The sequence below is a fragment of the Halomonas halmophila genome, assembly GCF_006540005.1.
In the GTDB taxonomy this organism is placed as follows: Bacteria; Pseudomonadota; Gammaproteobacteria; order Pseudomonadales; family Halomonadaceae; genus Halomonas; species Halomonas halmophila.
The window spans coordinates 52,554-64,629 of the sequence record NZ_BJOC01000003.1 but is presented as its reverse complement, the minus strand read 5'-3'; the positions used below and the strand labels follow the sequence as shown (position 1 = coordinate 64,629).

Annotated in this window: 11 protein-coding genes; all 11 read right to left on the bottom strand. The window is 66.7% G+C overall.

All coding sequences use genetic code 11. The features are described from left to right. Nucleotides 1-11: 11 nt before the first annotated feature. Nucleotides 12-1,460, bottom strand: a complete 1,449-nt coding sequence (gene zipA / locus HHA01_RS00455) for a cell division protein ZipA (RefSeq protein WP_141317134.1) — start codon at nucleotides 1,458-1,460, stop codon at nucleotides 12-14. A 227-nt stretch (nucleotides 1,461-1,687) separates the two neighbouring features. Then, nucleotides 1,688-5,182 carry a chromosome segregation protein SMC gene (smc, locus tag HHA01_RS00450; RefSeq protein ID WP_141317133.1) on the bottom strand — a complete coding sequence of 1,165 codons (3,495 nt, stop codon included), beginning with the start codon at nucleotides 5,180-5,182 and terminating at the stop codon, nucleotides 1,688-1,690. Nucleotides 5,183-5,185: 3 nt separating this feature from the next. Further along, on the bottom strand, nucleotides 5,186-6,133 hold the full coding sequence (gene ccmI, locus HHA01_RS00445; RefSeq protein ID WP_141317132.1) for a c-type cytochrome biogenesis protein CcmI: 948 nt from the start codon (nucleotides 6,131-6,133) through the stop codon (nucleotides 5,186-5,188). After that, nucleotides 6,130-6,651: a cytochrome c-type biogenesis protein gene (locus tag HHA01_RS00440; protein WP_141317131.1), complete on the bottom strand. Its 522-nt coding sequence runs from the start codon at nucleotides 6,649-6,651 to the stop codon at nucleotides 6,130-6,132. Before HHA01_RS00440 ends, ccmI begins: the two co-directional genes overlap by 4 nt. After that, nucleotides 6,639-7,169, bottom strand: a complete 531-nt coding sequence (locus HHA01_RS00435) for a DsbE family thiol:disulfide interchange protein (protein ID WP_141317130.1) — start codon at nucleotides 7,167-7,169, stop codon at nucleotides 6,639-6,641. Before HHA01_RS00435 ends, HHA01_RS00440 begins: the two co-directional genes overlap by 13 nt. Further along, nucleotides 7,166-9,151, bottom strand: a complete 1,986-nt coding sequence (locus tag HHA01_RS00430) for a heme lyase CcmF/NrfE family subunit (RefSeq protein ID WP_141317129.1) — start codon at nucleotides 9,149-9,151, stop codon at nucleotides 7,166-7,168. The genes HHA01_RS00435 and HHA01_RS00430 overlap by 4 nt, the downstream gene beginning before the upstream one ends. Nucleotides 9,152-9,163: 12 nt before the next feature. Continuing rightward, nucleotides 9,164-9,667 (bottom strand): cytochrome c maturation protein CcmE, encoded by a 504-nt coding sequence (gene ccmE, locus HHA01_RS00425; protein WP_141317128.1) that lies wholly within the window; start codon nucleotides 9,665-9,667, stop codon nucleotides 9,164-9,166. Next, nucleotides 9,664-9,870 carry a heme exporter protein CcmD gene (gene ccmD, locus HHA01_RS00420; protein ID WP_141317127.1) on the bottom strand — a complete coding sequence of 69 codons (207 nt, stop codon included), beginning with the start codon at nucleotides 9,868-9,870 and terminating at the stop codon, nucleotides 9,664-9,666. The genes ccmE and ccmD overlap by 4 nt, the downstream gene beginning before the upstream one ends. Next, the gene (locus HHA01_RS00415) at nucleotides 9,870-10,610 is read right to left on the bottom strand and encodes a heme ABC transporter permease (RefSeq protein WP_141317126.1); all 741 of its coding nucleotides are present in this window, start codon (nucleotides 10,608-10,610) and stop codon (nucleotides 9,870-9,872) included. The genes ccmD and HHA01_RS00415 overlap by 1 nt, the downstream gene beginning before the upstream one ends. A 15-nt stretch (nucleotides 10,611-10,625) precedes the next feature. Beyond that, the gene (ccmB, locus tag HHA01_RS00410; RefSeq protein ID WP_141317125.1) at nucleotides 10,626-11,333 is read right to left on the bottom strand and encodes a heme exporter protein CcmB; all 708 of its coding nucleotides are present in this window, start codon (nucleotides 11,331-11,333) and stop codon (nucleotides 10,626-10,628) included. Then, nucleotides 11,320-11,964, bottom strand: a complete 645-nt coding sequence (ccmA, locus tag HHA01_RS00405; RefSeq protein WP_141317124.1) for a cytochrome c biogenesis heme-transporting ATPase CcmA — start codon at nucleotides 11,962-11,964, stop codon at nucleotides 11,320-11,322. The genes ccmB and ccmA overlap by 14 nt, the downstream gene beginning before the upstream one ends. Between the last annotated feature and the right edge of the window lie 112 nt (nucleotides 11,965-12,076).

Here is a 12,076-nt window from a genome sequence, read left to right as displayed (position 1 = left end):
GGCTGACCGCGTCAGTTGACCTGATAGCGACTCAGCCGGTGACGGCGTTCGAATTCCTGAACCCGCTGACGGGCGAACTCCACCGTCTGGGCGGTCATCACGCTGAGGTTCTCGTCCTTGAGCTCGCCACCCAGGTGACGAACCACGACCATGGCCGTCTCGACCATGGCCTCGAAGGCCGCCGAGGTATCGCAGGTGCTCGGCAGGGGCAACAGCAGCGTGACGCCGGGCGTGGCAAAGTCATCCATGGAGTGGATGGGGAAGGTGCCCGGCTTGACCACGTTGACCATCGAGAATTGCAGCGGGCTTTCGCTGTCGGCGGTCTCGAAGCGGTGGAAGATACCCATGTCGCGGCCGTAACGCAGGCCGCAGGCCAGCATCAGGTCCAGCAGTGCCGCGCCCGAGAAGCCCTCCTCATCGCGTGACATCACGCTGATGACGATGACCTCGTCAGCATTGCTCAACGTCTGGCGAGCATGCTCGGCGGTCACGTCGTGGCGCAGCGCCTTCTCCAACACCGGATGCGTGGTGACGACATCATCCTCGAAATCCGCCTCATCGACATCATCGGCATGATCCATGGCCGCCGCCGGGGCCGGTTCGGCTTCAGGCGCCGGAGCCGGCTCGGCTTCGCGGGCCGCCCTGGCTTCCGCCGCCTCACGCTCGCGGCGCGCCTTTTCCTCGCGCTCGGCTTCTTCACGCTTGCGGCGCTCGGCGCGTTCCTGCTCCTTGCGGGCACGACGCTGGGAAAGCGACTTCTGCAGCGATGAGCCGAAGCGATGCACCGAGGACCCCATACGCCTGGAGCCACTCTTCAACGAGTCGCCCATGCCTTCCAGGTCGACGAGGCGATAACGCTCCTCCTCATCCTGATAGGCGTCATGGTCGCTCGGGTCGGCCGCAAGAGGCGCCTGGCGCTGCTCATCATCCGCGGACGTCGGCGCCGGCTGCTCGGCGGCTCCGGGCGACGCATCGCCGGGATGCGCTGCGAAGGGCTCGGCCGCGGGTCGACCGGCACCGGCCATGTCGGCACTCGCATACGAAGGTGCCATGCCGGCATCGGCGGATCGTGCGGTGAAGGCCGTCTGCGCCGCTGCTGGTTCATCCGCGACTCCGACCTCGGCGTCATCCTCGTGACGCTGGCGACGGAATTCCGAGAGCACGCGGGATGGACCGGGGTGATCCTGGCGCTGCAGCTTGGGCTTGGACTGAACATCGGACTGCTCAGCCGGTCTGACGACGCGGGCCCCTCCATTGGGCAGCTCCCAGCTGAGCTCGGCCTGACGCGCCGCCTCATCCGGGTCCTGTTCGGAATCCGCTGCCTCGTCGTTTGCCGGCTCGGAGCCGGCCCGGTCGAGACGCGGTACCTGACGTTGGCGCTGGAGGCGACGCACCCCATCGATGACGATGAGGGTCACCAGTGCCAGCCCAAGAATGATCAGCCACTCTCTAAGTTCCATGGGTCGTCATGCCTTTTTGCTAAGGCTCCATGCCTGAAGGTTGTTCGACAACAGCATAGCGCGATTGCCCCAAAAAAGACCACTTTTTTTGTTTGTCAAGCTCGAAAAATTTCCCTCGAGCCAGGAATGGGCCTTGAACGTTCACCCTTCACCAATCCCTGCAGAAGCACGCATTGCAACATTGCTGCCTTAGTTGTAAACCCTCGGGTCATTATTGTTCAAGTCCATCAGGCATCGGCCAAGGCTGCGGCCTCCTCGACGCCGACCGAGACGAGCCGCGATACCCCCGGCTCTTGCATGGTCACCCCCATCAGTCGCTCCGATGACTCCATGGCAATCTTGTTGTGGGTGATATAGATGAACTGTACCGACTCCGACATTTCCTTCACCAATCTGGCATAGCGTCCCACATTGGCATCATCCAGCGGCGCATCGACTTCGTCCAGCATACAGAAAGGTGCCGGATTCAGCTGGAAGATGGCAAACACCATGGCCAACGCTGTCAGAGCCTTTTCTCCCCCGGAGAGCAAGTGAATCGTGGTGTTCTTCTTGCCGGGCGGGCGTGCCATGATGGCGACACCGGTCTCCAGCAAATCGTCGCCGGTCAGCGTCAACCACGCGGTCCCGCCGCCGAAGACCTTGGGAAAAAGTGTCTGCAGCCCGGTATTGACTCGTTCGAAGGTATCGCGGAAACGCGTGCGGGTTTCCTGGTCAATACGGCGGATAGCCCGGTCGAGGGTTTCCAGTGCATCACTGAGCTCGGCATGCTGGCCTTCCAGGTAGTCCCGCCGTTCGGCCTGCTGGTCGTACTCCTCGATCGCCGCGAGGTTGATGGCCCCGAGCCGGCGAATGCGTTCGCCGACCTCTTCCAGGCGCGTCTGCCAGGCCGACTCCGTGGCATTGGCATCCAGCCCCTCGGCCAGAGCATCCGCGTCATGGCCCAGCTCGCGTAGCTGCTCGTCCTGGGATTCGGCCTTCAGCGCCAGTGCCTGCCCCTGCATGCGTGCTTCCTGAAGACGCTCGCGCATCCCCTCCAGCTGCCGCTCGTGCCCCTGCCGGGACTGTTCGTCCTCGCGCAGGCGTTCGACGAGGGCCGAGGCACGCGAGCGCGCCTCGTTGAGCTCGCGTTCCTCGCGCTCGCGGCGGTGCAGCAGCTCGTCGAGCTGCTCGCGGCGTTCTTCATCCGGCTCGTGCAGCCCCTCGCGGGCTTCCTCGAGCTCGCGGCAGCGCTGTTCGAGACGCTGGCGGGCCTCCCCCGAGCGCCCCTGCTGTTCGGCCAGGCCGGCGCGTTCGGCGGACAGGCGCTGCTGCTCCAGGGCCAGCCGCTGCGCCTGCTCGGCCAGTGGTTGCCGCTGGCTGCGCAGGGATGTCAGTCGCTCGCGTGCCTCGCGTCGTTCGCGTTCCAGTCGCTCGCGGGTTTCGGCCCCGTCTTCCAGCCGCTCCAGGGCGGCCTGCCAGTGCTCGCGCGTCTCCTCGATGGTCAGACGGGCCTGTTCCGCCGAGGCCTCGAGCCCCTCGAGCTCATCCGCCAGCTCCACGGATCTGCCCTGAAGATGCTCGAGACGGCTCGCCAGCCCGCTGTCCTGAACCGCCAGTTGCTGACGCTGCTGGTCGAGCTCGCGTTGTGCGACCCGGACGTCTTCCAGTCCGGCCTCGGCGCGTTGCTCTTCCTCGCCGGCATCGGCGAGACGCTGCGCCAGGCTGTCCAGGCGCTCCTCGACCTCGGCGAGCTCCTCGCGCACCTCGGCCTCGCGGCGCCGACTGACCAGCAAGGCATCCGGGCCGTCCGCCTGGCCACGATGCCGCGCCCAGCCATCACCGACCCAGAGACCGTCCGCCGTGATCAGGCTTTCCCCGGGGGCCAAGGATGCCTGACCGGCCCAGGCCGCCTCGCGACTGGTCACGCAGCGAATCGAGGCCAGCCACTGGGTCGCGGCCCCTGCCCCCTGGACTTCGGCCGCCAGGCTGCCTGCCGGGCTGCTGTGCCTGGCCTCGGACAACAGTCCGAGCTCGGCCGAAAGCTCGGCACCGAACACCCCGGCGGCGTCATCGGTGTCTGTCATGCGCGCCTTGAGCCAGGGCGCCAGCACCCAGGAGACGCTGTCCTCCCAGCCCGGGGTAACCTCGAGCCGCTCGCCGAGTCGCGGGGCCGCTTCCAGGCCATGCTCGGCCAGATGCTGGTCGAGTTGCTCGTCATGATCGGCCAGCGCCGCCTGAATCAGGGCTTCCAGCGAGGCCAGCTCGCCCTGCAAGGTACTGCGACGCTGGCGCTCGAGGTCGCGGGCCTCTTCATCCTGACGCCCACGCTCCCGGGCGTCATCGCGCTGCGCCTGCCAACTGGCGCGCTGCTCCTCGCTGGCGGCGAGCCGTTCATCGAACTCGGCCAGCCGTTCCGCCACCTCGCCGCGCTGCGCCTCCAGTTCGGCCAGGTCCGGTAGTTCCTCGCGCTGCTCGCGACGCTTGGCGATGTCACCCTGAATGCGCTCCAGCCGTGACTCCTGTTCGCGCAGCCGGTCCTGGGCGCGCTCGGCTTCGCGGCTGTCCGCCTGCCAGCGTTCGCCGAAGGCTTCCCAGTCGGCGTCGGCCTGTTCGGCATGCGGCTCGGCGTCCTCCAGGGCAGCGTCCAGTTCGGCCAGGCGTTCGGCGACCTCTTCCTGTTCCGGCCCGAGGGTTTCGAGGCGCTCGTCGAGGCGCGCCAGGCGATCGCCATCGTCCTCGCCGACCTGCTTGAGGTCCTCCAGCTCGCGACGCGCACTCTCCAGGTCGCTGGCCAGCTGCTGATCACGCGAGCGGGTGTGTTCCAGGTCCTGCTCGAGCCGCGCGATGGCCGTGGTGGTCTCGTGAAACCGCGCCTGATATCCCTCCAGTTCGGAGGCCAGGCGATCATGCTCGGCCCGGGCTTCCTCGAGGCGCGTTTCGCACTGGCGCAGCCCCAGGACCTCGCGCTCGACGCTGGTCTCGAGCTCGGCGACGCGCGCTTCTTCCTCTGCCTGGCTGGCCGCCAGCGCTCTTTTACGCAGCACCGCCAGCTCGCCCTTGAGCTGGTACTCCTCCTGCTGGAGCGTCTGGTAGCGCTTCGCGGCATCGGCCTGGCGCTTGAGCTTTTCCAGCTGCTTGTCGAGCTCTTCGCGGATATCTTCCAGCCGCTCGAGGTTTTCCTGGGTGCGGCGCATGCGATTCTCGGTTTCGCGCCGACGCTCCTTGTACTTGGAAATGCCCGCCGCTTCCTCGAGGGTGGCGCGCAGCTCCTCGGGGCGCGACTCGATCAGGCGCGAGATCATGCCCTGACCAATGATGGCATAGGAGCGCGGCCCCAGCCCGGTGCCCAGAAAGAGATCGGCGATGTCCCGCCGCCGGCACTTCTGGCCATTGAAGAAGTAGCTGGACTGGCCTTCCCGGGTGACCTGGCGCTTGACCGAGATCTCGGCATACTGGGCGTAGGCGCCGCCCATGGAACCATCACGGTTGTCGAACATCAGCTCGATGGACGCCTGGCCGACCGGCTTGCGACCGGTCGAGCCGTTGAAGATGACATCGGCCATCGACTCGCCGCGCAGCGTCTTGGCCGAGGACTCGCCCATCACCCAGCGCACGGCATCGATGATGTTCGACTTGCCGCAGCCATTGGGGCCGACGATCGCCGTCATGTTGCCGTCGAAGGGCACATTGATGGGATCGACGAAGGACTTGAAGCCGGCCAGGCGGATAGATGTCAGACGCATGCTTTATTCGACCACCTTGTCGATGACGCGCTCGGGCGCCCGGGAATTCTCTGTGCTCGCCTTGTCCTTGGGATCAGGGCGCGGCGCCTGATCGGCAGCGAGTCGCTGCCTGGCCGCCTCGATGCCCTGACGCAGGGCGCGACTCGAACGCTCGTCGCCCATGCCTGCAATGGCCTTGCGCCAGCGCTCGATGGCCAGCTGATACTCGGCATTCTGAAAGGCCTCGATGCCCAGCATGCCCATGATGGTGGGCTGTGCCGGCGCCTCGGCCAGTACTTCGTCTACCAGTGCCTGGATGTCGGCATCGAGTCGCCGCCCACCCGCGAAGTAGCGCAACTGCGCCAGTTCGGCGAGCAGCGCGGGACGCCGGCCCTGGAGCTCGATCAGGCGCTGCAGCGCCCGTGCCGCCGCCTCGAGGCGCCCGCTGTCGCGGTACAGCGGAAACAGCGAACGCCAGACATTCGGGTTGTCAGGCTGGCGCGCCGCCTGCTTTTCGAGCGCCTCGATGAGCCGGTCAGGCGACGCCTCGGGCCCGTTCAGCACCTGCTGCTGGGCGGCACGCAGGGCCAGGTCGCCTGCGGACCCCGCCTGGTGATAGGCCAGTAGACTGGCGATCACCACGGCCACCATCAACACCGGGACCAGGGAGCGACCGGCACGGCTGGCCCTGAGCGGCGACCGCTGGGTGCGCCGCGTATCCTCGAGCAACTCGCGCTCGAGCTCCAGGCGGTCAGCCTCGAAGTCTTGCGCCGATATATCGCCGCGGGCCAACGCCGACTCGAGGGAGGCCAGGCGACGCCGATAGACCGCCAGATTGTCCTCGGTGCCCGGCTCCCGAGCTTCGGCATCCCGCTGTGCGGCGCGTACGCCGTCGGCCAGGCGCAGGGGCACCACCAGCCACCACAATGTCGGCACCAGCAGGGCGCCAAAGGCTAGCCACAGCACGGTCATGAGTCCTTCCCGCGCGAGGAGTCCAGTGTCGACTCGCGTGAGGTCCCGGCAGCGTCTGGCGACGAGCCTTTCACCAGCGAATCGAGCCTGGCGCGCTCTGTCTCGCTGAGCCCGCGCGCCGCCACATGGCGACGCGCGCGTACCAGCATGAACACCAGCAGGCCGCTCAACAGCACCAGGGCGACCGGCAGGCCCCAGAGCAGCAGGGTGCGGCCCTCGAGGCGCGGATTGTAAAGCACATAGTCGCCGAAGCGCTGCACCATGTAGTCCAGGATCTGCTGATCCGACTGCCCCTGCTGTAAAAGTTGGTAAACCCGGTCGCGCATGTCGCCGGCAATCGGCGAAGCGGAAGCATCGATGGCCTGATTCTGGCACTTGGGGCAGCGCAGCACCGCGATCAGTTCAGCGTAACGCGCCTCCAGCACTGGATCATCGAAGTAACGCACCTCCACGGCGGCCAGAGCCGGCATGCAGACGGCCAGCAGCAGGCACGGCAGCCAGGTCGTCAATCGCGCCATCTTGTCACCTCCGGCAGGATCACGTCGGTTACTTCATGTGGGGCAATGTAACCGGTGTGGTGATAACGAATGATGCCATCGGCATCGACCAGGAAGGTCTCCGGAGCACCATAGACTCCCAGGTCGAAGCCCAGGCGGCCCTCGGGATCGAAGATGTTGACCGCGAAGGGGTCGCCGAACTCCTCCAGGAAAGCCCGCCCCTTGGCCCGGGAGTCCTTGTAGTCGACGCCTACCAGGCGAATGCCGCGCTCGGCGAGGGCCTGCAACTGGGGCATTTCCTGCTTGCAGGTGGGGCACCACTCGCCCCAGACATTGACCAGCGTCACCTCGCCCTGCAGCAGGGAGGCATCCACCCGCCGATCGGCGTCCGCCAGGGTGGTGAGCTCGAAGTCGGGAAAAGGCTCGCCGAGCATCGCCGACTCACGCGTCGCCGGGTCCATTGCCAGGCCACGATACAGCAGCGCACTGAGCACGACGAATCCGAGCAACGGCAGCGAGAGCAGGAGGCGTCGTTTCATGCCGGGGTCTCCTCGGCACCATGATGTGCCGAGCGACGGCGACGGCGATAGCGGCGATCCACCACGGCCAGCAGGCCGCCCACTGCCATCAGCAGGGCCCCCAGCCACAGCCAGCGCACCAGCGGCTTGTACTGCAGCCGCAGGGCCCAGCTGCCATCTTCCAGTTCTTCGCCCATGGCCACGTACAGATCCCGCCAGAGCCCCGGGCGCAGGGCAACATCGGTCATCGGCATGCCGGTGGCCAGATACAGGCGTTTCTCCGGTGTCATCACGAACCCTTGCGACTGCCCCTGATGACGCACCTCGAGCCGCGCAGTGTCGGCGACGAAGTTGGCCCCGCGACGCTTGCCGAGCTCGGTCAGGGTGAAGGTGTAACCGGCCAGGGTCGCCGTGTCGCCCTCGGCCATGCGGACATTGCGTTCGATGGAGTAATTGGCCACCACACTGACACCGATGATGGTCACCGCCACGCCCAGATGGGCCACCAGCATGCCCCAGTAGGCCAGCGACAGGCGGCGCAGGCCGGCACGCCACGACGTCCCCTGCCGGATGCGCACGACGAGCCCTTTCAGCATCGGCAACAGGATCCACAGGGCAGCCGCCAGCCCCAGCGAGACACGCGGATTCCAGGCCCCGCGATAGATCAGCGGCACCAGGGCGGCGATGACCACGGCCAGGACGGCAGACGGCCAGCAGTGACGCCACAACGCCCGCGCCGGCGTGCGCTTCCACTGTGACACCGGGCCGAGCCCCATGAAGAGGCAAAGCAGCACCGTCAGCGGCACGAAGAGGCTGTTGAAATAGGGTGCGCCGACACTGATCTTGCCGAGCCCCAGGGCATCGAGCAGCAGCGGATAGATGGTGCCCAGCAGCACGCTGACCGTCATGATCACCAGCAGCAGGTTGTTGACCAGCAGCAGGGTATCCCGGGACAACCCGGTGAACCCCACTCGCTGCCCGACCCGCGGCGCCCGCAGGGCAAACAGCAACAGCGAGGCGCCCACGGTCAGGCCCAGCAGCATCAGGATGAAGACCCCTCGCGACGGGTCATTGGCGAAGGCATGCACCGACGTCAGCACGCCGGAACGGACCAGGAAGGTGCCCAGCAGCGAGAGCGAGAAGGTCGAGATGGCCAGCAGCAGCGTCCAGCTCTTGAAGGCGCCGCGCTTCTCGGTCACCGCCAGCGAGTGAATCAGCGCCGTACCGGCCAGCCAGGGCAGCAGCGACGCATTCTCCACCGGGTCCCAGAACCACCAGCCACCCCAGCCCAGCTCGTAGTAGGCCCACCAGCTGCCCAGGGCGATCCCCAGGGTCAGAAAGGCCCAGGCAATATTGGTCCAGGGGCGCACCCAGCGTGTCCAGGCGGCGTCCAGTCGCCCGCTCAGCAGGGCGGCAATGGCAAAGGCGAAGACCACCGAGAATCCCACATAGCCCATGTAGAGCATCGGCGGATGAATGATCAGGCCGACGTCCTGCAGCAGCGGATTCAGGTCCGAGCCGTCAGCGGGCACGTCCGGCAGTAGCCGCGCGAAGGGGTTGGACGTCAACAGCACGAAGGCCAGGAAACCACTGCTGACCAGGCCCATCACCCCCAGCACCCGCGCCAGAATGTCATGGGGCAGTGCCCGGGAAGCATGGCCTACGGCGAAGGTCCAGCCGGCCAGAATCAGGCTCCACAGCAGCATGGAACCTTCGTGATTGCCCCATACCGCGCTGAACTTGTAGTACCAGGGCAGCATCGAGTTCGAGTTGTTGGCAACCGTGGCCACACTGAAGTCATCCAGCATATAGCTGGCGGTCAGGCAGGCGTAGGCCAGCAGCACGAAGGCGAATTGCCCGCTGGCCATGGGCCGCGCATAGGCCATCCACAGCGGGTGTCGCGTGGCGGCGCCGACCAGCGGTACCGTGCCCTGGATCACGGCCATCAGCAGGGCAATGATCAGGGCGAAAAGGCCGACTTCCGGGATCATCTCGATCAGCATGGCGACTCCGTTCTACTCCTGGTCGGCACGCTGCCGGCTGTCCAGTCGCTGGCCCACCTCGGCAGCCTTGTCGCGATAGTCTTCCGGCGCATGGCCGGCTTCCTTCAGCGCCTCGGCCACTTCCGGCGGCATGTAGTTTTCATCGTGGCGGGCCAGTACCTCCTCGGCACGTACCCAGCCTCCCGGTTGCAGCTCGCCGAGCACGACCACCCCCTGCCCCTCGCGGAACAGGTCGGGCAGGATGCCGCTGTAGCGAACCTCGATGGATTCCACATGGTCGGTGACCGAGAAGCGTATATCCAGACTTTGCGGGTCACGCTCGACCGACCCCTCGGCGACCAGGCCGCCGGCACGTATTGGCCGGCCCAGCGGTGCCTCACCGGCCACTACCTGTACCGGGCTGAAGAAAAGGTTGATGTTGCTGCGCAGCGCATACAACATCAGCCCGGCGGCAATCGCAGCCAGGGCCAGCATCGCCAGGATGATCAGCAAGCGTTGCCTGCGGCGCGCCCTCATGGCGACCTCCCTTCCTGCGCCCGGCGCACCGGACGCTGCTCGCGTCGCGCCTGGCGTTGCAGCCTGCGCCACAGCTGCCGGCGTTCCAGGCGCACATGCAGGCCGACGCCCGCCAGCAGCAGCAGCGTGACACCATAGGCAGACCAGACATAAGCGGCATGGCCGCCCATGGCCAGAAAGGCATGCCAGGAATCGAAAGCCATCAGGGCCCCTCCCCGGTCAGCGCCTGGACCCAGCGCCGGGACGCTTCGCGACGCAGGATCTCGTGGCGGGTTCGCGTCAGGGTCACGGCCAGGAACAGACAGTAGAACCCCAGCACCATGACCAGCAGCGGCAGCCACATCTCGGCGGGCATGGCGGGACGCGAGGTCACGGAGAAGGTCGCCGGTTGATGCAGGGTATACCACCACTCCACCGAGTACTTGATGATCGGAATGTTGATCACCCCCACCAGGGTAAGCACCGACGCTGCCCGTGCCGCGCTCTGGCGGGTACCGAGCGCCCCGCGCAGCGCCAGGACGCCGATATACAGGAATAGCAGGATGAGCATCGAGGTCAGGCGGGCATCCCACTGCCACCAGGTACCCCAGGTCGGCACGCCCCAGACGGCACCAGAGAACAGCGCCAGAAAGGTCATGCCGGCGCCCAGCGGAGCCATCGCCGTGGCGGCCATGTCGGCCAGCTTGACCCGCCACACAAGAAACACCAGCCCGGCCAAGGCCATGGCCACATAGATCGACTGCGCCAGCAGGGCCGCGGGCACATGCACATAGATGATGCGGAAGCTGTTGCCCTGTTGATAGTCGGCCGGGGCGAAGCCCAGCCCCCAGATCATGCCGCCCCCGATCAGGCACGCCGCCAGCCCCCAGCACCAGGGCGACAGCCTTGCACTCAAGGCATAGAAGCCCTGCGGGGAAGCCAGCTTGTGAAGAAAGGCCCACATCAATGCGACGTTACCTCAAGCGTTGAGACTGATACGCAGCGCCGCCGCCGTGGCCCAGGGTGCCAGCGCCAGCGCCAGCGCCAGCAAGGCACCCAGCAGCGCCAGGTGTGGTGCCACGGGCGTGCCACCGATGGCCGCCTGAACCGCCCCGCTGCCGAAGATCAGCACCGGCACGTAAAGAGGCAGTACCAGCAGCGAGAGCAGGATGCCGCCACGTGCCACCCCGATGGTCAGTGCCGCCCCGATGGCACCGATCAGACTGAGCGCAGCACTGCCCAGGGCAAGCGAGGCCATCAGCATCGGGTAGCTCCCGGATGGCAACGCCAGCATGATCCCCAGGACCGGCGCCATCAGCGCCAGGGGCAACCCCGTCGATACCCAGTGTACCGCGACCCTGGCGAGTACCAGCAACGGCAGTGGCTGAGGCGCCAGCAACAACTGTTCGAGGCTGCCATCCTCGGCATCATCCCGGAACATGCCCTCCAGCGACAGCAGCGTCGCGAGCAGCGCCGCCACCCACAGCAGACCGGGGGCCAGGGTCGACAACACCGACGCCGCCGGCGAGATGCCCACGGGGAAAAGGGTAATCACCAGGGCGAAAAAGGCCAACGGATTGAGCCAGGCGCCCGGAGATCGCATCATCAGCAGCAGATCGCGGCGCATCATGGCGATCAGGGGCCTGTTCGCCCCCGAGGGCTCGGCGTATCGCTCAGGTCGTGACATCCACGCCCTCCTCGCCGAGATGCAAGCGATTCACCGGCACCTCGACCCGCAGCGGCTGATGCGTGGTCAGCACCACACTCCCGCCCTGTCCGACATGGGATGACAGCAGCGCTTCCAGCGTCTGGATGCCGTCCCGGTCCAGGGCGGTGAAAGGCTCGTCGAGCATCCACAGACGGCGGCGCACGAGCACCAGCCTCGCCAGGGCGACGCGGCGCTGTTGACCGGCCGACAACTGACCGACCGGCAGGTCCTCGAAGCCCGACAGCCCCAGCGTCGCCAGGGCCGCAACCCGTTCCGCCTCGCTGGACGGCTGGCCGGCCAGGGCAGCATGCCAGGCCAGGTTCTCCAGTGCGCTGAGCGCCGGCTTGAGGGCCGAGGCATGACCGATGTACAGCAGATGCGACAGGAAGTCCCGGCGGACGCGGCGCAATGGCTCACCCCGCCACAGCAGGGTGCCCTGATAGTCGAGGGACTGGGCCGACAGGAGCTTCAACAGTGTCGTCTTGCCGCTGCCGTTGGCGCCCTCGACACGCAGGATGTCACCGCCCTGGATCTCCAGATCGAGCGCACCGAACAACCAGCGGCCGTCTCGCTCACAGGCCAGATTTCGGGCTTGCAGCTGCAGGCTCAAGATAGGCTCCGGACAACAGGCATCAGGCCCGGCACGTTACACGCAAATCGTTCGCATCGCCAGTCGGGCCGGGCTCACGGAGCCCCGACGCGGCCGGCAACGCTTCAACGGC